This window comes from Streptomyces sp. NPDC041796, assembly GCF_055590785.1.
Genome location: NZ_JBVJAH010000008.1, coordinates 1 through 20,454 on the forward strand (window position 1 = coordinate 1; position 20,454 = coordinate 20,454).

16 protein-coding genes and 1 pseudogene are annotated in these 20,454 nt (G+C 73.7%); 6 read left to right on the forward strand and 11 right to left on the reverse strand.

Annotated elements, in window-relative coordinates:
- Positions 1-190 precede the first annotated feature (190 nt).
- The 8 genes and pseudogenes from ACZ6C1_RS17600 to ACZ6C1_RS17635 form a co-directional block, all read right to left on the reverse strand.
- Positions 191-1,738 (reverse strand): GMC family oxidoreductase, encoded by a 1,548-nt coding sequence (locus ACZ6C1_RS17600; RefSeq protein ID WP_469241949.1) that lies wholly within the window; start codon positions 1,736-1,738, stop codon positions 191-193.
- Entirely contained in the window at positions 1,735-3,291 is a 1,557-nt protein-coding gene (locus ACZ6C1_RS17605) for an APC family permease (protein ID WP_469241951.1), read from the reverse strand. The genes ACZ6C1_RS17600 and ACZ6C1_RS17605 overlap by 4 nt, the downstream gene beginning before the upstream one ends.
- Before the next feature lie 32 nt (positions 3,292-3,323).
- Positions 3,324-4,796: an aldehyde dehydrogenase family protein gene (locus ACZ6C1_RS17610; RefSeq protein WP_469241953.1), complete on the reverse strand. Its 1,473-nt coding sequence runs from the start codon at positions 4,794-4,796 to the stop codon at positions 3,324-3,326.
- Positions 4,789-5,922 (reverse strand): aromatic ring-hydroxylating oxygenase subunit alpha, encoded by a 1,134-nt coding sequence (locus ACZ6C1_RS17615; RefSeq protein WP_469241955.1) that lies wholly within the window; start codon positions 5,920-5,922, stop codon positions 4,789-4,791. The genes ACZ6C1_RS17610 and ACZ6C1_RS17615 overlap by 8 nt, the downstream gene beginning before the upstream one ends.
- 9 nt (positions 5,923-5,931) lie before the next feature.
- Positions 5,932-7,086: an N-methyl-L-tryptophan oxidase gene (solA, locus tag ACZ6C1_RS17620; protein WP_469241957.1), complete on the reverse strand. Its 1,155-nt coding sequence runs from the start codon at positions 7,084-7,086 to the stop codon at positions 5,932-5,934.
- Positions 7,087-7,099: 13 nt separating this feature from the next.
- Positions 7,100-9,571, reverse strand: coding sequence for a GcvT family protein (locus ACZ6C1_RS17625; protein WP_469241958.1), 2,472 nt, complete (start codon positions 9,569-9,571; stop codon positions 7,100-7,102).
- Positions 9,572-9,777: 206 nt separating this feature from the next.
- Positions 9,778-9,969: pseudogene (locus ACZ6C1_RS17630) on the reverse strand (MBL fold metallo-hydrolase); the annotation flags it as partial.
- A gap of 311 nt (positions 9,970-10,280) precedes the next feature.
- Positions 10,281-11,024, reverse strand: coding sequence for an IclR family transcriptional regulator (locus ACZ6C1_RS17635; RefSeq protein WP_469242306.1), 744 nt, complete (start codon positions 11,022-11,024; stop codon positions 10,281-10,283).
- Positions 11,025-11,278: 254 nt separating this feature from the next.
- Here ACZ6C1_RS17635 and ACZ6C1_RS17640 point away from each other — a divergent pair, with 254 nt between their 5' ends.
- Genes ACZ6C1_RS17640 through ACZ6C1_RS17650 form a run of 3 tightly spaced genes read left to right on the forward strand, consistent with a single transcriptional unit; the run spans position 11,279 to position 13,221 of the window.
- Positions 11,279-11,599 carry a bifunctional 3-phenylpropionate/cinnamic acid dioxygenase ferredoxin subunit gene (locus tag ACZ6C1_RS17640; protein WP_469241960.1) on the forward strand — a complete coding sequence of 107 codons (321 nt, stop codon included), beginning with the start codon at positions 11,279-11,281 and terminating at the stop codon, positions 11,597-11,599.
- Positions 11,596-12,813, forward strand: coding sequence for an NAD(P)/FAD-dependent oxidoreductase (locus ACZ6C1_RS17645; protein ID WP_469241962.1), 1,218 nt, complete (start codon positions 11,596-11,598; stop codon positions 12,811-12,813). The genes ACZ6C1_RS17640 and ACZ6C1_RS17645 overlap by 4 nt, the downstream gene beginning before the upstream one ends.
- A 39-nt stretch (positions 12,814-12,852) precedes the next feature.
- The gene (locus ACZ6C1_RS17650) at positions 12,853-13,221 is read left to right on the forward strand and encodes a DUF488 domain-containing protein (protein ID WP_469241964.1); all 369 of its coding nucleotides are present in this window, start codon (positions 12,853-12,855) and stop codon (positions 13,219-13,221) included.
- On the opposite strand, the gene ACZ6C1_RS17655 is transcribed toward ACZ6C1_RS17650, so the two are convergent.
- A complete protein-coding gene (locus tag ACZ6C1_RS17655; RefSeq protein ID WP_469241966.1) occupies positions 13,211-14,080 on the reverse strand; it encodes a DMT family transporter in 870 nt (289 codons plus the stop codon). The two genes, ACZ6C1_RS17650 and ACZ6C1_RS17655, sit on opposite strands and share 11 nt — an antisense overlap.
- Positions 14,077-14,835 (reverse strand): phosphatase PAP2 family protein, encoded by a 759-nt coding sequence (locus ACZ6C1_RS17660; protein WP_469241968.1) that lies wholly within the window; start codon positions 14,833-14,835, stop codon positions 14,077-14,079. Before ACZ6C1_RS17660 ends, ACZ6C1_RS17655 begins: the two co-directional genes overlap by 4 nt.
- Before the next feature lie 153 nt (positions 14,836-14,988).
- Here ACZ6C1_RS17660 and ACZ6C1_RS17665 point away from each other — a divergent pair, with 153 nt between their 5' ends.
- Both ACZ6C1_RS17665 and ACZ6C1_RS17670 read left to right on the forward strand, forming a co-directional pair.
- Positions 14,989-15,606 (forward strand): TetR/AcrR family transcriptional regulator, encoded by a 618-nt coding sequence (locus tag ACZ6C1_RS17665; RefSeq protein WP_469241970.1) that lies wholly within the window; start codon positions 14,989-14,991, stop codon positions 15,604-15,606.
- A gap of 87 nt (positions 15,607-15,693) precedes the next feature.
- On the forward strand, positions 15,694-17,154 hold the full coding sequence (locus ACZ6C1_RS17670) for a cytochrome P450 (RefSeq protein WP_469241972.1): 1,461 nt from the start codon (positions 15,694-15,696) through the stop codon (positions 17,152-17,154).
- 27 nt (positions 17,155-17,181) lie between these two features.
- Here ACZ6C1_RS17670 and ACZ6C1_RS17675 read toward each other — a convergent pair whose 3' ends face one another.
- Complete coding sequence (locus ACZ6C1_RS17675; RefSeq protein ID WP_469241974.1) at positions 17,182-17,661, reverse strand: DUF309 domain-containing protein; 480 nt, start codon at positions 17,659-17,661, stop codon at positions 17,182-17,184.
- A gap of 124 nt (positions 17,662-17,785) precedes the next feature.
- Between ACZ6C1_RS17675 and ACZ6C1_RS17680 the strand changes: the two genes are divergently transcribed.
- A complete protein-coding gene (locus ACZ6C1_RS17680; RefSeq protein WP_469241976.1) occupies positions 17,786-20,452 on the forward strand; it encodes an ATP-binding protein in 2,667 nt (888 codons plus the stop codon).
- Positions 20,453-20,454: the final 2 nt, after the last annotated feature.

Genomic DNA, 20,454 nt, shown 5'->3' on the forward strand with positions numbered 1-20,454 from the left:
AGGTACGGGTGAGGGGGGGACACCTCCGGGGGGGCGCCCCCCCCCCCCCCCCCCCCCCCCCCCCCCCCCCCCCCCCCCCTCCCCCGCCCCCCCCCCCCCCCCCCCCCCCCCCCCCCCCCCCCCCCCCCCCCCCCCCCCCCCCCCCCCCCCCCCCCCCCCCCCCCCCCCCCCCCCGCCTCCCGGAACCGGCTCAGCGGTCCTCCACCAGCAGGTCCGCGCACTTCTCCCCGATCACCATCGTCGTGATGCACGGGTTCACGGTGACGAGGTCCGGCATCACCGAACCGTCCGCCACCCGCAGCCCTTCGACGCCCTTGACCCGCAGCCGGGCGTCCAGCGGCGCCAGCGGATCACCGTCGGCCCCCATCCGCACGGTGCAGGCCGGGTGGTAGACGGTGTTGTGCGTCGTGCGGATGTACTCCAGCAGTTCGTCGTCGCCGCGGACACCGGGCCCCGGCGCCAGTTCCGCACCCGCCCACCCCGCGAGGGCGGGCTGCGCGGCGATCCGGCGCGCCAGCTTCAGGCCGTACGTCATCACCCGCACGTCGTGCTCGTGGGTGAAGTACCGCGGGTCGACCCTCGGCTTGTCCCGGTGGTCACGGGTCCGCAGCCGCACGGTGCCGCGCGACCTGGCTCGCGTCACATTGGGCGTGAGGCAGAAGGCGTTCTCGGACGTCGGGTAGCCGTGCCGGACGGTGTTCATGTCGAACGGCACCGATCCGTAGTGGAACATCAGGTCCGGCCGGTCCAGGCCCGGCTCGGTGTCGTAGAAGACGCCCGCCTCCCACCACTGGCTCGACGTGGTGGTCATCGGCTGCCTCGCCTCCCACATGATCACCCCCTCGGGGTGGTCCTGGAGGTTCTCGCCGACCCCCCGGGAGTCGACGAGCACGTCCACGCCCACCTCGCGCAGGTGCTCCGCCGGGCCGATGCCCGACAGCATCAGCAGCTTCGGCGTGTCGATGGAGCCGCACGACACGACCACCTCACGCCGGGCGCGTACCACCCGGCTGTGGATCAGGTCCGGGTCCACGTACTCGGCCCCGGTGCAGCGGCGGCCGTCGAACACCAGCCGCTTGGCCCGCACCCCGGTGCGTATCTCCAGGTTCGGCCGCTTGCCCATGACCGGGTGGAGGTACGCCACCGACGACGACTGGCGCACGTTGTTCTCGTCCGCGTTGATCTGGAACCAGCCCGCGCCCCGCACCACCGTCGTCCCCGTGTTGAACGGTGTGGTGGGGATGCCCGCCTGGGCACAGGCCTCCAGCAGCGCCGCACCGCACGGGTCGCCGCCCTTGAGGGTGCGCAGCCTCACCGGCCCGGTCCGGCCGTGGTGGTCGCCCGGCGCGTCGTTGTTCTCCAGCCGTCGGTACAGCGGGAACAGATCGGCCGCGCCCCAGCCCGTACAGCCCGCCGCCGCCCAGTCGTCGAGGTCCTCCGCCGGCGCCCAGAAGGCGATGCACGAGTTGTGCGACGAGCAGCCGCCCAGCACCTTGGCGCGCGCGTGCCGCAGGTGGCTGTTGCCGCGCTCCTGCGGTTCGACCGGGTAGTCCCAGTCGTAGCCCGACTCCAGCAGGCCCATCCAGCGCTCCAGCCGCAGGATGTGGTCGTCCCCGACATCACTCGGGCCCGCCTCCAGGACGCACACCGTGACGGACGGGTCCTCGCTCAGCCGCGCGGCCACGACGTTCCCGGCCGTACCGCCACCCACGACGACGTAATCGAACTCCTCGCTCATGAGGGGGTGACCTCCTCCACCGCGACGGGCCCGGTGGCGGACGCGGCGGCGTGTTCGGCCAGCACGCCCGTACGGTGCCGCTGCACGAACCAGTAGTAGGCGAAGCCGCCCACGGCGATCGCTCCGACGAACAGGACGGCGCCCCAGCGGAGGTACCAGTGGTAGGGCGCGGCGGCGTTGTAGACCGCGGCGCGCGGCCAGATGAGGTTCAGGGTCATCACGGCGCCCCACAGCACGGCGAGGACGTTCACCGGCAGGCCCCAGCGGCCCAGCGAGAACCGCCCCTCGGCGGGCTGCCACCTCCCGCGCAGCCGCGCCACCAGCATCGGCCCGGTGACCAGCAGATAGGCCACGTAGATCATGATGATGCCGATGCTGGTGACCACGGTGAAGATCTGCGGCTGACGGATGTTGACCACCAGGATCGCCAGCGCCAGCACCCCGATGATCACGGTCGGCAGGACCGGCGTACTGAACCGCGGGCTCACCTTCGCCAGCCGCGACGACGCCGGCAGGTTGTTGTCCCGGGCCATCGCGAACGCCAGCCGGACCGCCGCCGTGTGGACGGCCAGCGCGCACACCGTGACGGCGATCAGCACGCACCACAGCATCGCCTTGCCCGCCGTCGGCCCCAGCACGTCCAGGACGACGAACTGCAGCCCCTCCGTCGACAGCCGTTCGCCCCGCAGACTCGACACGCTCATCAGCGCGAGCAGCAGGATGAGCCCGCCCAGGACGAACGAGGCGACGATCGCCCGGATGATGGCGCGTGGCGCGTTGCGCGACGGGTCCAGCGACTCCTCGCCCAGCGAGGCGGCCGTGTCGAAGCCGTACATGACGTACGCCGAGGCCAGCGACGCGATCAGGAACGCGCCCAGGTAGCCGAACGTCTGGCCGGAGCCGGTGCCCGCCGTGTCCGTGACGACCTGCGGGCCGCGTACGACATTGACCGCGAGCAGCACGATCAGCACGACCGTGGCGATCAGCTCGATGAAGACCCCGGCGGTGTTGATCCGGGCCATCAGCTTCACCCCGAAGGCGTTGACCAGCGTGGTGAACAGGATCAGACCGGCCGCCAGTACCACCGCGTTGGTCGCCACGTCGTACGTCCCCGTGCCGTCCCCGACGAACTGGAACGCCGACGATATCTGCGGGAGCGTGAGCTGGTAGGCGAGGGCGACCGCCGCGATCGACACGATCGAGGCGATCAGCATCATCCAGCCCGCCAGCCACCCGACGTGCGGATTGCCGAGCCGCTTGGACCAGTTGTAGATGCTGCCCGCCACCGGGTGGCGGGCAGCCAGCTCCGCGAAGCACAGCGCGACCATGAACTGCCCGGCGAACACCATGGGCCAGGACCACCAGTAGGCGGGACCGCCACTGGCGTAACCGAAGTAGAAGAGCTGGAAGGTGCCGGTGAGGATGGAGATGTACGAGATCCCGGCGGCGAAGGTGTGGAAGTTCCCGAGCGTGCGCTTGAGCTCCGGCCGGTAGCCGAACTCGGCCAGTTCGGCGTCGTCGTCGTTGTCGTGTCTCGGTGGTGCGGACGTCATGAGCAACTCCTGATGGGGGAGAGGTCGTCGAGTCAGGCGAACCAACCCTGCGGTCCTGGGGCGGTGTTGCGCCAGATGTGCTTCGCCTCGCGGTACTCGGCAAGGCCCGCCGGACCGAGCTCACGCCCCGTACCGGACTGCTTGAACCCGCCCCACTCGGCCTGCGGCAGATAGGGGTGGTAGTCGTTGATCCACACGGTGCCCAGGCGCAGCCGGGCCGCCATCCGCGCCGCCCTGCCCTCGTCCGAGGTCCACACCGCGCCGGCGAGCCCGTAGACCGTGTCGTTGGCGAGCCGTACGGCCTCGTCCTCGTCACCGTCGCGGAAACGTTCCACCGTCAGGACCGGGCCGAACGACTCCTCCCGGACCACCGACATCCCGGCGCGGCACTCGTCCAGCACCGTCGGCAGGTAGAAGAACCCCTCGTCGAACCCCGGGCCTTCGGGCCGCGCCCCGCCGCAGCGCAGCACCGCGCCCTCGGCAAGTCCGGCCGCCACATAGGCTTCGACCTTCGCCCGGTGCGCGGCCGAGATCAGCGGTCCCGTCCGGGCCCGCTCGTCGAACGGCCCGCCCAGCCGGATCACCCGGGCCCGGCGTACCACCTCGTCGACGAACCGGTCGTGCAGGGAGTCCTCCACCAGCAGCCGCGCCCCCGCCGAGCACACCTGACCCGAGTGCAGGAACACCGCCGTCAGCGCCATGTCCACCGCCGCGTCGAAATCGGCGTCGGCGAACACGATGTTCGGGTTCTTGCCGCCCAGCTCCAGCGCGACCTTCTTCACCGTCCCGGCCGCCGCCGCCATCAGCCGCCGCCCGGTCGCCAGGCCGCCCGTGAACGACAACAGGTCCACATCCGGGTGATCGGCGAGCGGGGCGCCCGCCTCCGGCCCGGCCCCGAGGACCAGGTTCGCCACGCCGTCCGGCAGCCCGGCCTCCGCCAGCAGCCGCATCAGGTGGATCGCCGTGTGCGGCGTCAGTTCACTGGGCTTGAGCACGAAGGTGTTGCCGGCCGCCAGCGCCGGGGCCACCTTCCAGGCCGTCTGGAGCAGCGGATAGTTCCACGGCGTGATCAGGGCGCACACCCCGGCCGGCTCGTACACCACCCGGCTGTCGGCCGGCACCGCACCGGTGTCCACGACCCGGCCCGTCTCCGTCGCCGCCAGCCGCCCGAAGTAGCGGAAGCACGCCACCACGTCGTCGACGTCGTACCGGCTCTCCAGCAGCCGTTTACCCGTGTCCAGCGACTCCGCCCGCGCCAGCGCCTCCCTGTCCCGCACGAGGAGGTCCGCGACCCGCAGCAGCAGGTCGCCGCGCTCGGCGTCCGGCGTGTGCGGCCACGGGCCCTCGTCGAAGGCACGCCGGGCCGCCGCGACGGCGTCCGCCGTGTCCTTGCCGCCCGCCTCGTCGACCACCCCCACGAGGGTGCCGTCGGCCGGGCAGCGGATCTCGCGGGTCCTCTCGTCACGGGAGCTCCTCCACGACCCGCCGATGAAGAGGTCAGGCATGGGCGGTGCCTCCCAGGTGCGCGGTCAGCCAGGTGTGGAAGATCCCGATGTGGTGCTCGCTCGGGACGAGGACGCCACCGTGCCGGTAGGCGCGCGAGGCCATCGCCGGCTGGGTGCGCTCGCAGGCGTCGAAGTCCTGGACGTTGACCCGGTGGAACAGCTCCACCGACGCGGACACGTCCGCGCCGGAGGCGACGACTTCGGGCGCGTACAGCCAGTCGCACTCGACGACCGTGCGGTCCTCGGCGAGCGGGAACATCCGGTGCAGGATCACATGGTCGGGCACCAGGTTGATGAACACCGTCGGCTTCACCGTGATCGCGTAGTAGCGCCGGTCCTGCTCGGCCGTGACCCCGGGCAGCCTGGGGAAACCCTCGCTGCCGTCGACCGTGAACCCCTTGACACCGTCCCCGAACGCGGCGCCGTGACCCACGTAGTACTGCGCCGCGTAACCCTCGGCGAACTCCGGCAGCACATCGGTCAGTTCCGGGTGGATCGTCGCGCAGTGATAGCACTCCATGAAGTTCTCTACGATCAGCTTCCAGTTCGCGCTCACGTCATAGGTGATCCGGCGGCCGAGCGCGAGGTCCCCGGTGCGGTAGCGCTCGATGGAGGAGGCGTCCCCGAGGCGCTCCACCGCCGCGCCCACCACCGTCTCCTCGAACGACGGCGGCTCGTCGGCCAGGCACACCCAGGCGTAGCCGAGCCACTCGCGCAGGTGCACCCCGATCAGGCCGTACGCGGCGCGGTCGACGTCCGGCATCCTCGTCAGGTTCGGCGCGGCGACCAGATGGCCGTCCAGGTCGTAGGTCCAGGCGTGGTACGGGCACTGGAGGTTCCGCCGCACCTGACCGGAGTCCTCCAGGCAGAGGCGGGCGCCCCGGTGCCGGCACACGTTGAGGAACGCGCGCAGCCCGCCGGCCCGGTCGCGGGTGACGATCACGCTCTCGCGGCCGACCTGGACGGTCCGGAAGGCGCCGGGCCGCTCGAGGTCCGCGCCGCGCACGGCGCAGAACCACATCGACTCGAAGAGCCGTTCCTGTTCCCGCCGGAAGATGTCCGGGTCGGTGTAGTAGTGGCCGGGGAGCGTGGCGATGAGGCTGGGGGGCGGGGGTGTGGTCGTCACTGCGGGCTCCTAGGCGGGCGCGACGGTGAGGCGGCTGGGGTCGAACAGCTCGATCGGGTGCCTGGTGGCGCCGGTCAGCGCCAGGTCGGCGACGATCTCGCCGACGACCGGCACGAACTTGAAGCCGTGCCCGGAGAACCCGCAGGCCACGGTGACCGACTCGGGGTGCCTCGGGTGGCGGGCGATCACGAAGTGCTCGTCGGGTGTGTTGGAGTACATGCAGGTCGCGGCCTTCAGGAACCGGCCGGGCAGGCCGGGCAGCAGGTGGGCCACCTGCTCCGCCATGGCCGCCACCTCGTGGTCGTGCACGGTCCGCTCGATGGTCTGCGGGGTGCACACGGTGCCTTTGCGGAAGAACGCCACCTTCGCGCCCAGCTCCGGCCCGTCGATCGCCGGGAATCCGTAGATCTGGACGCCGCCCGCGTCCTCCCAGATGTAGACGGGGTGGCGTGCCGCGGCGAACGGCCCGGTGCCGCCCTCCGGCTGGAACCAGTACATGACCTGCCGTTCGATGGTGAACGGCACGCCCAGGTCGGTGAGGAGCTCCGGCGCCCACGCCCCGGGGCAGATCACCAGCTGGCCCGCCGTGTAGCTGTTCTCGGCGGTGTGGACGCGTACGCCGTCGCGGTACGTCTCCCAGCGCAGCAGCGGTTCCTCGAAGTGCAGGGCGGCGCCCGCCCGGGTGGCGAGCTGGAGGTGCGCCGCGACCGTGTTCTCGGGCCGCAGCAGTCCGGCCCGCTCCTCGTACAGCGCCACCTCGTCGTCGGCGGGCGTCAGGGTCGGGAAGCGGCGCCGGATCTCCTCGGCGTCCAGCACCTCGTGCGGCAGGCCCCACCGCTCGGCCGACAGCAGCGAACCGGCGACGGTACGGGACCCGGGCCGGCCGAGCATCAGCCCGCCGCACAGGGTGGCGATGTCCCGGCCCGTGTCCCGCTCCAGCCGCTCGTACAGCTCGTAGGCGCGCAGCAGCAGGGGTACGTAGGCGGGGTCCTCGAAGTACGACTGGCGGGTGATCCGCGAACCTCCGTGGCTGGAGCCCTTGTTGTGGACCGGGCCGAACCTGTCCAGCCCCAGCACACGGGCGCCGCGCGCGGAGAGGTGGTGAGCGGCGGCGCTGCCCATACCGCCGAGGCCGACCACGATCACGTCGTAGGTGGGTGACATCTGTTCCGGCCTCCTAGCGGCGGATACGGCTCATCCCCGGGTCGAACAACGGCTCGTCGGCGACCGTGGCCGGTACTTTCCGCCCGAAGTACTCCACCTGCACCGCGGTGCCCGTGGCCAGCGGCGGAAGCCACGCGTACGCGACGCAGCGGCCCAGTGCGGGGCCGTACGCGGCGCTCGTCACGTAGCCGCCGGGGCTGCCGTCGACGTACACCGGCTCCTTGCCGAGCACGACGGCCGCGGGGTCGTCCAGCAGCAGCGCGGTGAGCTTCCGACGGGGCTCATCGGCCGCCTCCAGCGCGGCACGGCCCACGAAGTCCTTGTCCATGCGGACGGCGAAGCCGAGACCCGCCTCGTACGGGGTGTGTTCGTCGGTCATGTCGTGACCCCACGACCGGTAACCCTTCTCCAGGCGCAGGCTGTTGAACGCGGACCGCCCGGCGGCGATCACACCGTGCTCCCGGCCCGCCTCCCACAGCGTGTCCCAGAGCCGCAGCCCCAGGTCGGCGCTGGTGTAGAGCTCCCAGCCCAGCTCACCCACGTAACTCAGCCGCATGGCCGTCACCGGTACGTCGCCGAGGCAGGTCCGCCGGGCCCGGAAGTAGCCGAAGCCCTCGTGCGAGAAGTCGTCACGGGTCAGCGGCTGGACGAGCGCGCGGGCGAGCGGCCCCCACACGCCGACGCAGCACGTCCCGGACGTGATGTCGCGGATGTGGACTCCCCCGCTCTCGGCGTCGTCCGAGTGGGAGGTGCCCCCGCCCGGGGCGTGCCGCAGCAGCCATTCCTCGTCGGCGCGGCTGTTGGCGCCGATCTGGAACCGGTCCTCCGCGAGCCGGGCCACCGTGAGGTCGGAGCGGATGCCGCCGTGCTCGTCCAGCAGGAGCGTGTAGGTCACCGCTCCCGGCTTCCTGGCGAGGTTGTTGCTCGTCATGCGCTGGAGGAAGGCGAGAGCGCCGGGGCCCGTGACCTCCAGCCGGCGCAGCGGGGTCATGTCGTACAGCGCGACCTTCTCGCGGGTCGCCCTGGCCTCGGCCACGGCGATGGGCGACCAGTGCCGGGCCGACCAGGCGTCCCGCTCCGGCAGGTCCAGGTCCTCGGCGAGCGGCGCGTTCGCCTCGTACCAGTGCGGCCGTTCCCAGCCGCCGCCCTCCAGGAAGTGGGCGCCCAGCTCGCACTGCCGGGCGTAGAAGGGGCTGACCCGCAACGGGCGCGGCCGCTCCAGGGGCTGGAGCGGGTGGATGACGTCGTACACCTCGACGAACTGCTGTGAGGCGCGTTCACGGACGTACGCCGGGGAGCGCTGGGCGTCCTCGAAGCGGGAGAGGTCGCACTCGTGCAGGTCGATCGACGCGCGGCCGTCGACCATCCACTCCGCGACCGCTTTCGCGACCCCCGCCGAATGCGTCACCCAGACCGCTTCGGCGAGCCAGAAGCCGCGCAGGGTCCGGGACTCGCCGAGCACGGGCATCCCGTCGGGTGTGAACGAGAAGACCCCGTTGAACCCTTCCCGCAGGTCCGCCTTCGCGAGCGCGGGAAGCAGCCAGGCGCAGTCCTTCCAGCTCGGCGCGAAGTCCTCCGGCGTGAAGGGGTACGAGGACGGCATCACGGGTGCCTCGTCGTACGCCGGGACGGTGAACGGGTCGACGGGCAGCGGCCGGTGGGCATAGCTGCCGATGCCGATCCGGTCGGTGTGCTCGCGGAAGTACAGGTCGCGGTCCTGGAAGCGGAGGATGGGCCGGGACGCCTCGGCGGTCGCGCCCGCCAGTTCCGGCAGCGGCCCGGTCACGGCGTACTGGTGGGCGAGGGGGAGCAGCGGGACGTCCACGCCGGCCATGCGGCCGATGACCGGGCCCCAGAAACCGGCGGCCGAGACGACGTGGTCGGCCGGGAAGGTGCCCCGGTCGGTGATGACACCGGTCACCCGGCCGTGCTCCCGCTCGATGCCGGTGACGGTGTGCCGTTCCAGGAAGCGGGCGCCGCGCGCTTCGGCGCGGACCCTCTGGGCCCGGCAGGCGGGGACGGCTCGGGCCAGCCCGTCGTCGGGGGTGTGGAAGCCGCCGAGGACCTTGCCCTCGTCGAGGAGCGGCCAGAGTTCCTTGCATCGGGACGCCGGGACCACCTCTCCGCGCACGCCCCAGGAGGCGGCGAACCCGGCCCGGCGGTGCAGTTCGGCGAGGCGCTCCTCGGTGGTGGCCAGCTCCAGCCCGCCGACCCGGTCGAAGCAGGGCCGCCCGTCCACCTCCAGGGCGCTGAACTTCTCGACGGTGCGGGCGGCGAACTCGGTGAGCGTCTTGGACGGGTTGGTCTGGAACACCAGGCCCGGCGCGTGGGAGGTGGAGCCGCCGGGGGCGGGCAGCGGGCCCTGTTCGAGGACGGTGACGTCGGTCCAGCCGCGGGCGGTCAGTTCGTCGGCGAGGGAGCAGCCGACGATCCCGGCGCCGATGACCACGACACGGGGATTGCTGCGTGCGGACGTGCGGGACATGCCCCTCCTAGAGTCGGGGGTTCAGAGGTCGGCCGGTACGTGGGACCGCTCGGCGGCGATCGTCGTGTCCCGGCCGTGCCCGGTGTGCACGACGGTGGCGCCCGGCAGGGGCAGCGACCGCCGTCGTACCGAGGACACGCGGGTGTGCCGGTCGGGGTACGAGCGGCCGGTCGCACCGGGCCGCCGTGGAAGAGGGTGTCGCCCGTGAACACCGCGTCCAGGAACGGCACGTGGACCACACAGCCGCCGCAGGTGTGACCGGGGGTGTGCAGCACCCGCGTCGTGACCCCGGCCACCAGCAGCCGCTGCCCGTCGCGCAGTTCGCCGTCCGGCGCCCGGCCGGGGTGGACGGTGTCCCACCGTGCGGGCCGCCCGACCGCGCCGATCGCCACGTGCACCCTTCTTCACAGCGACGACGGCACGAACCTCATGGAGCACGACAGACTCCTCCGCTGTTGCGCACTGCGCTATGGGTTGCGCGACGGGGAACATACTGGGAAGCCTGACAAGTTGCCGTCAAGGGGTGCCGCACGACGAAGCGGGGCCAGGTTCCCCCTGACCCCGCTTCGGACCACCGGGCCGGTGAACCGCCGTGTCCCGTATCCGTGCGCCCGATCGCCGCCGGCGTACGCCGCCGACCCGCGCCGCCCGAACGGCACCTGACGGCCCGCCACCTGCGCCGCACCGCCCGGACGTCGCTGATAAGGCGTCAGATGCCGTACCCCATCCGCCGCGAGAGCTCGTCCGCGGCCGTGACCGTACGCCGCGCCCACTCCGGCAGCCGGTCGCGCTCCAGGCGGTACGCGGGCCCCGACACGCTCAGCGCGCCGATGACCTTGCCGTCGTGGGCCCGCACCGGCGCGGCGACCGCGTTCAGCCCCAGCTCCAGCTCCTCCGCCGCGAGGGCGAACCCCTGCGCGACCACCGACTCCAGCTCGCCGCGCAGCATCCCGGCGCTGGTGACCGTGTGCTCGGTGAACCTCGGCAGCGCCCGCGCCAGCAGCCCTTCCCGCAGGGTGACCGGCAGGTGCGCGAGCAGGACCTTGCCGCTGGAGGTGGCGTGCAGCGGAGTGCGCCTGCCCAGCCAGTTCTGCGCCGTGACGGACGCGGGGCCGCGCGCCTGCATGATGTTGACGGCTGCGTCGTCGTCCAGCACCGCGATGTTGACCGTCTCGCCCAGCTCGTCGGCGAGCTCCCGGCAGACCGGTGCGCCCTCCTGGGAGATGTCCAGCCGCACTGCCGCCGCCCCCGCCAGGCGCAGTACACCGGCCCCCAGGAAGTACTTGCCGCGGTCCTGCGCCTGGCTGACCAGACCCCGGTTCTCCAGCACGCCGAGCAGCCGGAAGGCCGTCGACTTGTGGACGTCGAGCTCGTCGGCGATGTCGGTGACGCCCGCCTCGCCGTGCCGCGCGAGGATCTCCAGCACGCTCACCGCCCGGTCCACCGACTGGATCGCGCCCGCCGCCCCCTTGGGCGCCCGGTCCCGCGTGGCCTCGATCTGGTCAGCCGCTGTCTGGTTGCGGGTCATAGTTCAACTCTCACCACCTTGCGGCCGGTTCGGGCCGCATCTTCGGGAAGCCCTTGACGCGGCAGGCACCCCGACCGGATTCTGTTGCGCACAGCGCGCCCTCATGCGCCATACGAAACATCATGTTGAAACGTCATGTTACCCAAGGGTCCTGGGATCCTGGACCAAGAGGGGGGCCCGTGATTCCCGTCTGCCGCCTCGAAGACCTCCCCACGGGTGAGTCCATCCGTGTCGACACCACCCCGCCCATCGCGGTGTTCAACGCCGACGGCGAGTTGTACGCGATCGACGACACGTGCAGCCACCAGGACGCCTCCCTGTCCGAGGGGTGGCTGGAAGGCTGTCTGGTCGAATGCCCGCTGCACGCCGCCTCCTTCGACCTCCGCACCGGACAGCCGACCTGCCTGCCCGCCCGCCGCCCGGTCCGCACCCACGAGGTCGTCGTCACCGACGGTGTCATCCACGTCCGGCCGGCGGCCCAGGAGGACACAGCGGCATGAGGACCGTGACCGTGGTCGGCGCCTCGCTCGCCGGCCTGTACGCGGCCCGCGCCCTGCGTGCCCAGGGGTTCGACGGTCGCCTCGTCATCGTCGGCGAGGAGCCGCACCGCCCCTACGACCGCCCGCCCCTGTCGAAGGACTTCCTCACCGGCACCCTCGGCGAGGACCGGCTGCGCCTGACCGACCGCGACGAGGAGGACGACCTGGCCGCCGAGTGGCTGCTCGGCACCCGGGCCCTGGGCCTCGACCCGCGCGACCGGACCCTGCTCCTGGACGGCGGCCGTACCGTCCCCACCGACGGGGTCGTCATCGCGACCGGCGCCTCTGCCCGCCGCCTGCCCGTAGCCACCGGAATTCCGGGCGTCCACACCCTCCGCACCCTCGACGACGCCCGCGCCCTGCGGACCGACCTGAGCGGCGGACCGCGCCGGGTCGTCGTCATCGGTGGTGGCTTCATCGGTGCCGAGACGGCCTCCTCGTGCGCCGCCCTCGGCCATGACGTCACCGTCGTCGAAGCCGCCGGGCTTCCCCTCGTCCCCCAACTCGGCCCCGACATGGCCGCGGTGTGCGCCGCCCTCCACACCAAGGGCGGTACACGGCTCCTCACCGGCGCGTCCGTCGCGACCCTCCACGGCGGCCGCCGGGTCTCCGCCGTCGAGTTGACCGACGGCCGCGTGCTCCCCGCCGACGTGGTCGTCGTCGGCATCGGCGCCGTACCCCACACCGCCTGGCTCGCCGGGTCCACGCTGGCCCTCGGTGACGGCGTCCTCTGCGACGACGGCTGTGTCACCTCCCTGCCGCAGGTCGTCGCCGTCGGCGACGTCGCCCGCGTCGGCGGGGTCCGCGCCGAGCACTGGACCAGTGCCACGGAACAGCCCGCCGTCGCCGTACGCAACCTGCTCGCCGGCCGCACCGTGGCCACCACGCGGCCGCTGCCCTACTTCTGGTCCGACCAGTACGGGTCGCGCATCCAGTTCGCCGGCCGACGGCGGGACGGCGACACCGTCCGTATCACCGAAGGCACCACCGACGGCGGCGGCTTCCTGGCCCTGTACGAGCGCGACGGCACCACCACGGCCGTCCTCGCCGTGGACCGCCCCCGCCCCTTCATGAAGGCCCGCCGCACCCTCGCCCGAGCGGCCCGCCCCGCCCCCGCCCGCCGTCGGAACGCGGACTCGGCCACCGATACGGCCCGGACCCCGACGGCCGGGTGATCAGCCGCGTCTCCAGGCCCGCGGTCTTAACCTGGAACCATGACGCGAGCCGCCCGCCGCCCCAAGGTCCGCCGCATCTACGACCCCGCCGACCCCCACGACGGGGTGCGGGTCCTGGTCGACCGGCTCTGGCCGCGCGGCCTGTCCAAGGCGGACGCGCACGTCGACGAATGGCCCAAGTCCCTCACCCCGTCGACCGAGCTGCGCCGCTGGTACCACGCGGCGCAGGACGACGCGTACGAGGAGTTCCGGCGGCGTTACGAGGCCGAGCTCGCCGATCCGGAAGCGGCCGAGGCGCTCGACCGGCTGCGCGAGCTCGCCCGGAAGGGGCCGCTCACGCTGCTGACCGCCGCCAAGGATCCGGACCGCAGTCACGCGGCCGTGCTCGTGGACCTGCTCAAGGGGTGACCGCGCGGGGATCGGCCTCCGCGGCCCGGGGCGCGGGCACGGGCACCGGGTGACCGGCCGTCAGCAGGACCACCCCGCGCGCCGCCACCGCCCCCGACGCCGCCGCGACCAGCCAGCCCACCGGGCCCGACCGGAACGTCTCCCCGAGCAGCGCGACACCGATGACGGCCGCCGCGGCCGGGTTCGCCAGGTTCACCACCGCGAGCGGCGCCGCCAGCCCGCCCCGGAACGCCGCCTGCGAAAGCAGCAGCCCGCCCATGGCGAACACCGACACCAGCACCGACAGCAGCACCGTCTGCCACCAGGTCATCGGCCCGCCGGGCAGGTCCCGCGCCAGCGACGCGGTGACCGTCTGCGTCAGCGCCGACGCCACGCCCGACGACATCCCCGCCGCCGTCGCCAGCCCCAGGGCGCGGCCCCCGCGCCGTACCAGTGCGGCGATGCCCGCCGCCGTCACCGCGGCCACCGCCAGCGCCTCCGGCAGCGACAGCGCGTCGCCCGGTGCGGCCGGTCCCACCACCGCCACGAGGCCGAGCAGCCCGCCCAGCGTCCACAGTGCGCCGCGCCACTCCACCCGGGTCACCCGCCGCCGCTCGTAGTACGCCCCGACCGGCAGCGCGGCGACCAGCGTGAGGGCGCCGAGCGGCTGGACCAGGGTGAGCGGCCCGTAGTGGAGGGCGGCGACATGGGTGAGCGCGCCCGCCGCGTTCAGCCCGACGGCCCACCACCACAGCGGCCGGGACAGCAGCGCCCTGGTGCCCCCGGAACCCGTGGCCAGCCGCGCCTGGCCGACCGCCGCCAGGGCGTAGCCGGCCGCCGAGGCCAGCGACAGCAGCACGGCGAACAGCGTGGCCCTCACCGCAAGCCCACCCCGGCTCCGAGGACCGGCACCCGCCACGCGGCCCCCGGCGCCCGTACGAGCGCGAGAGTGGCGCCCAGCAGCACCGTGGCCACCAGCGCGTCCAGCCAGTAGTGGTTGGCCGTGCCGACCACCACCAGCAGGGTGATCAGCGGGTGCAGCAGCCACAGTGCCCGCCAGCGGCTCCGGGTGGCGGTCATCAGCCCGATGGCGACCATCAGCGCCCAGCCGAAGTGCAGTGACGGCATCGCCGCGAACTGGTTGGCCAGCGAGTCCGTCGCGGGTGTCGCGCCGTACACGGAGGGGCCGTAGACCCGCGCGGTGTCCACGAGTCCCGCCTCGGCCAGCATGCGCGGCGGCGCGAGCGGCACGAGCAGGTGCAGTGCCAGCGCGGCGGCGGTCAGCAGCGCCAGGACGCGGCGCGCCCAGACGTAGTGAGCCGGGCGGCGCCAGTACAGCCAGGCCAGGAAGGCGACCGTGGCCGGGAAGTGGACCCAGGCGTAGTAGGCGTTGGCGGCGTGCACGGCCGTCCCGCCGCCCAGGATCAGCTCCTGCACCCAGCCCTCGCCCGGCAGGTGAACGGCCCGCTCCAGGTCCCAGACGCGGTCCGCGTTGCCGAACGCGCGGGCCTCGTGGCCGTTCGCGACCAGCCGACCGCACTTGTAGGCGAGGAACAGCGCCGCCACCAGCAGCAGTTCGCGTACCAGGGGCGGCCGCGGGGCGGCGGTCGTCTCCGGTGGTATCCCGGCAGCCATGCTCGGCCCCTTTGAAGGTTCACATCAGAAACAAAACGGAGGAAGCGTAGATCCGATTTCATCGAGACGCAAACGTCTCGATACGTTTGCGTCTCGATTGAGCGCCGCCTACTCTCGTACGTGCAGCCAGGCCCCCGAGTGCCGGGAGAAACGATGTCCACGCAGGCCGCCACCGCCACCGCCGCCGCGCGCCGTAGCAAGATCACCCCGGAGCGCGAGCTCGAGCTGTACGAGGCGGTCCTCGACCTGCTGCGGGAGGGTGGCTACGACGCCGTGACCATGGAGGGCGTGGCCGCCCGGACCAAGTGCGGCAAGGCCACCCTCTACCGCCAGTGGAGGACCAAGTCCCAGTTGGTCACGGCCGCGCTCGACAAGAGCCGGTGCAGCCTGTTCACCGGAATCGACACGGGCTCGGTGGCGGGCGACCTCCGCGCGGCCGCGGTCGCCGCCGCGGGGCGCCGCGGCCGGGACACCGAACTCATGGAAGCCGTCGGCCAGGCCTACCTCCAGCACCCCGACCTTCGCCGGGCACTGCGCGAAACAGTCATCAATCCCGAGGTCGCCGCGCTCGACGCGATGCTGCGGCGCGGTGTCGAACGGGGCGAGATCGCCGCCGACAACCCGGCCATCGCCTTCGTAGCCCCCGGCTTTCTCGGCGTCCTGCGGATCGAGCGGCTCTTCGAGGACCGGTTCGGCGAGGAGGACGCGCTCCCGGCGTACGTCGAAGCGGTGATCCTCCCGGCCCTCGGCCTCGCCGCCTCCGAGGCCTGACGGCCGCCCGCCGTCTTTCCGGAGCCCCGGGCCTCCGGGCACCATGGCCGGACCGCACCGTGGCCGCACCCTTCCTGGAGGCGTCGCATGACCCCGGCGAACCCGCCCGACAATCCGGCCTTACCCGACGCTCTCGCCCCACCCGACCGCCTGGCCCATCCGGACCCCCATGCCCCGACCGACCCCCATGTCCCGCCCGACGGCCAGGCCCCGCCCGACCGCCTGGCCCCACCGGACCCCCATGCCCCACCCGACCGCCTGGCCCCACCCGACCGCCTGGCCCCGCCCGACGGCCAGGCCCCGCCCGACCGCTCCCACGAGGCCCTCGACGCCCTCCAGCGGGACCCGTACCCGCTGTACGCACGGGCCCGGCGCACCGCGGGACTCACCCACGTACTGGAACTGGACGCCTGGCTCGTGGCCCGGGACGCGGACGTCCGCGAGGTGCTGCTGCGGCCCGAGGACTTCTCCTCCTCCCAGTCGCTGCGCCCCGACATCACCCCCGCACCCGCCGCGCTCGCCGTTCTCGCCCGGGGCCTCGGCAACCGCCCCACCGTCGTCACCACCGACGGCGCCGCCCACCGGCGCCACCGCGCCCCCCTCAGCAGAGGCCTGTCCGCCACCCGGATCGCCGCACTGCTCCCGTACGCGGCCCAGGTCGCCGAAGAGCTGGTCGACGGCTTCGCCGCCGACGGCCGCACCGAGCTGATGGCCTCGTACGCGAAAAGGCTCCCCGGCGCGGTCGTCGGGCGGCTGCTCGGCCTCGACCCCGCCGACGTCCCTGCCGCCGTGCGCGGCGGACACCGCGCCGAGGAGCTGCTGTTCCGGCCCCTGAGCGAGGACGAACAGGTCGCCGCCGCCGAGGACGTCGTCGCTCTCCAGCACCTCCTCGACGGCTACGTCCGCGACCGGCGTGCCCGCCCCCGCGACGACCTGTGCTCCTCACTCGTCTCCGCGCTCGCCCCCGGCACCGGTGAACTCACCCTCGACCAGCGCCATGAACTGGTCTCCACCCTCCAGAACTTCCTCATCGCGGGACACCTGACCACCACCGCGCTCATCGGCACCACCCTGCTCCACCTGCTCGGCCACCCCGACCAGTGGGACCTCGTCCGGGCGAGGCCGGAGCTGATACCCGCCGCCGTCGAGGAAGCCGCCCGCTACGACACCCCCGTCCAGGGCTTCCGCCGCACCACCACCCGCCCCGTCACCCTCGCCGGCACCCGACTGCCCTCCGGAGCCGCGCTGTTCGTCGCGTACGGCTCCGCCAACCGTGACGAGACGCGCCACGAGCGCCCCGACACGTTCGACGTCACCCGGTCCCTCACCCACCCGCACACCCGTCACGTCGCCTTCGGGCACGGCGTGCACGGCTGCCCCGGCTCCCAGCTCGCCCGCGTCCAACTACGTTCCACCATCGAGCTGTTCACGCGCCGACTGCCCGGCCTGCGGCTCACCCCGGGCCGGCCCGTCATGATGCGGCCCACCCTCATCCACCGCTCGCCCGAGGCCCTCTATCTCACCTGGACACACCGCGCACGGCCATGAGCACCCTCATGCGCGGCCGCCCACCGGTCACCCCCGGAGCCTCGGTGCCTCCGCCGCCGCGTCCACGACCCCCACCGCCCGGTCCAGCCGCCCCGCCAGGGTCCGCGCCCACCCCACCAGACCCCCCACATCGATCCCGTACGGACGATGCGTGAACGCCTCGATCCGGTCCGCGCCCCGCAGCAGCAGCCGCGCCCCGCCGGCCGTGTTGCCGCGGGCCGCGTGGGTCAGACCGACCGCCAGCTGCGCCAGCCCCCGCCACAGCTCCCGCTCCTCCTGCGGACCCGACTTCCAGGCGTCCTCCAAGACCTCGTGGGCGTGGAACGGCATCCCGGCGTCCAGCAGCCGCTGCGCCTCCCGCACCGTCTCCCCAGGCGTACGCACCACCCCCTCGGGCTGTCGCTCCACCCCCGCCTCGCCGTACGGCAGGGGCCGCCCCAGCCCGTCCCGGGGACGCGCGTTGCGCGCGCGCCCCTCTTCGTCCCGGTCCCTTCGCGTCCTGTTCACGCCTCAATTGTCACCCGTCCGGCGGGTACCGTCCCAACCATGTCCGCCGGCCGGGGCACGGGGCTACGCTCGGCTTGCCACGATGTGTGGGGACTCGTCGGGTACTCGTGGGGGAGGGAAGGCGATGCTGCCGTCCCGGCCGGAACACCGGCTTGCCGTACCGCTGTTGGAGCGCGAGCCCGAGCTCGCCGCCGCCACGCGCGCCGTGGAGGCGCTCTGCGCCCCCGCCGCCTCGGGCGGCCTGCTGATCTACCGGGGGGAGGCCGGGATCGGCAAGACCGCCCTGCTCGCCGCGGTCCGCCGGCTCGCCGAGCACCGGTGCACCGTCCGCGGCGCGCGCGGCGGCGAAACCCTCACCTCCGTGCCCTTCCACGTCGTACGGCAGCTACTGCGCCCGGCGCTCGCCGGCCTCGGCGACGGCCAGGTGACACGCCTCTTCGGCGACTGGTACGACATCGCCGCCCCCGCCCTCGGCGTCGCCGCCCCCAGCGCGCCGGCCGCCGACCCCCAGGGCGTACGGGACGGCCTCGACTGGTTCGTCGCCCGGCTCGCCGAGCGCCACCGCGCCCGGCCCCTCGTCCTGCTCGTCGACGACGCGCACTGGGCGGACAGCGAATCGCTGACCTGGCTCGCCTCTCTCGCGGTGAGCCTCCCCAGCCTGCCCCTGCTCGTCGTCCTCGCCCACCGCGCCGACCTGCCGCCCGCTTCCGGCGCCCTGCTCGACCGTCTCCGTGACGCCGCCCGGCTGCGCGTCACCCTGCACCCCTTCAGCCCCGGCGCCACCGCCGAGCTGACCCGGGCCACCCTCGGCGACCGGGCGGACGACCCGTTCTGCCGCGAGGTGTGGGCCGTGACCGGCGGCAACCCCTACGAAACGGTCGAACTCCTCGCCAAGGTCCAGGACCGGGTGCTCGACCCCGTCGAGCGGTCCGTCGGCCGCCTGCGCGACCTCGGCGCCTCGGCCCGCGGCAGCGGACTGGTCGACCGGCTGGAACGGCTCGGCACCGGCCCCACCCGGCTCGCCTGGGCCGCAGCCGTCCTCGGCACCGACATCCCGCGGGGTCTCGCCGCCTCCCTGGCCGGCATGACCCCCGCCGAGGCGGCCGGCTGCGCCGACCGGCTCCGGGAGGCCCGTATCGTCACCGGCTCCGACCCGCTCGAGTTCGCCCACCCGCTCATCGCCACCGCCATATACCGCTCCATTCCCCCCGCCACCCGCACCGCCATGCACGGCCGCGCCGCCTGGGCCGTCGCCCGCGCGGGGCTCGGCGCCGCCGCCGCCTCCCGGCACCTGCTGGAGATCCACCCGGACGACGACGAGGACGTCGTCACCCAACTGCGCGAAGCCGCCCGCGAACACCTCGCCGTCGGCGCCCCCGAAGCCGCCCGCCGCTGCCTGGAACGCGCCCTCCAGGAACCCCCGCCGCCCCACGCGTACGCCCAGGTCCTCTACGAACTCGGCTGCGCCGCCCTCCTCACCTCGCCCTCGGCCACCGTGCGCCACCTCCGCTCCGCCCTCGCCCTGCCGGGCCTCGACGGCGACCTGCGCACCGACGCCACCTGCCGCCTCGCCCAGGCCCTCGCGCACAACGACCAGCTCCGCGAGGCCGCCCACTCCGTCGCCACCGAAGCCGCCCGCACCCCGGCCGGCACCGCCCGCATGCGGCTCCAGGCGGCCCACTTCATGTACGAGGCGTTCCGGGCCACCGAGGACGACGGGCCCGGCCGCTCCCGCCGGCTCGCCGACCTCGCCGACCACCTCCCCGGCGCCGACAACGCCGAGCGCGCCCTGCTCTCCCTGCGCGCCTTCGACGCCATGCTGCGCGGCGAGGACGCCGACCACATCCTGGACCTGTGCGACCGCGCCCTCGTCGACGGCCGCCCGGCGCGCGGCCTGGGCTGGACCGACACCGAGTGGGGGTTCGAGACACCGGCCGTCGTCGGCGTCACCTACGCCTTCACCGACCGGCCGGACCTCGCCCTGACCCTGTTCGAGGAGGCCGTACGCGCCTACGAGATCTCCGGCTGGAGCGGCGCCCACCTCGCCTTCGCGCACACCCTCCTCGGCCTCGCCCACCGCCGTCGCGGCGCCCTCGCCCTGGCCGAGAGCTTCCTCCGCGAGGGCCTCCGCCTCGCCGACCGGGTCGGCAGCGGACTGCCCGTCCAGTGGGACGCCGCCTGCCTGCTCATCGACACCCTGCTCGCCCGCGGCCGGGTCACCGAAGCACGCGACGTCGCCACCCGCCACCGCTTCGGCCCGCCCTGGCCCAACGCCATGATCATGCCGGACGGCCCCTGCGTCCACGGCCGCCTGCTCCTCGCCGAAGGCCGTACGAAGGAAGCCGTCACCGAACTGGAGGCCGCCGGGCGCGCCTTCGAGGCCCGCGACCGGCACAACGGCCTCTGGGCGCCCTGGGCCTGCGCCCTCGCCCGCGCGCTGGCCACCGACGACCCCGGCCGCGCCGCCCGACTCGCCACCCGCGCCCGCGTCCAGGCCGAACGGTTCGGCACCGACACCGCCATCGGCGAAGCGCTCCGCTGCGCCGCCCTGTTCGCCCGCCCCGACGAAGCCGTCCAGCTCCTCGCCCAGGCGGTCCACCACCTGGAGGCGTCCCCGTCCGCGTACGAACACGCACTGGCCCGCCACGAATACGCCCTGGCCCTCCGCTCCCCGGCCGAACTCACCCGCGCGGCCACCCTCGCCACCGCCTGCGGCGCCGACACCCTGGCCGCCCGCGCCCTCGCCGACCACGCCCACCTGACCCGTGACACCGACCCCGCCCCGGAGTGAGG

Bases quoted from the DNA above. Each gene is read 5' to 3' on its own strand.
- ACZ6C1_RS17600 (WP_469241949.1), bottom strand. From the start codon at position 1,738: ATGAGCGAGGAGTTCGATTACGTCGTCGTGGGTGGCGGTACGGCCGGG.
- ACZ6C1_RS17605 (WP_469241951.1), bottom strand. From the start codon at position 3,291: ATGACGTCCGCACCACCGAGACACGACAACGACGACGACGCCGAACTG.
- ACZ6C1_RS17610 (WP_469241953.1), bottom strand. From the start codon at position 4,796: ATGCCTGACCTCTTCATCGGCGGGTCGTGGAGGAGCTCCCGTGACGAG.
- solA (WP_469241957.1), bottom strand. From the start codon at position 7,086: ATGTCACCCACCTACGACGTGATCGTGGTCGGCCTCGGCGGTATGGGC.
- ACZ6C1_RS17625 (WP_469241958.1), bottom strand. From the start codon at position 9,571: ATGTCCCGCACGTCCGCACGCAGCAATCCCCGTGTCGTGGTCATCGGC.
- ACZ6C1_RS17645 (WP_469241962.1), top strand. From the start codon at position 11,596: ATGAGGACCGTGACCGTGGTCGGCGCCTCGCTCGCCGGCCTGTACGCG.
- ACZ6C1_RS17650 (WP_469241964.1), top strand. From the start codon at position 12,853: ATGACGCGAGCCGCCCGCCGCCCCAAGGTCCGCCGCATCTACGACCCC.
- ACZ6C1_RS17660 (WP_469241968.1), bottom strand. From the start codon at position 14,835: ATGGCTGCCGGGATACCACCGGAGACGACCGCCGCCCCGCGGCCGCCC.
- ACZ6C1_RS17665 (WP_469241970.1), top strand. From the start codon at position 14,989: ATGTCCACGCAGGCCGCCACCGCCACCGCCGCCGCGCGCCGTAGCAAG.
- ACZ6C1_RS17670 (WP_469241972.1), top strand. From the start codon at position 15,694: ATGACCCCGGCGAACCCGCCCGACAATCCGGCCTTACCCGACGCTCTC.
- ACZ6C1_RS17680 (WP_469241976.1), top strand. From the start codon at position 17,786: ATGCTGCCGTCCCGGCCGGAACACCGGCTTGCCGTACCGCTGTTGGAG.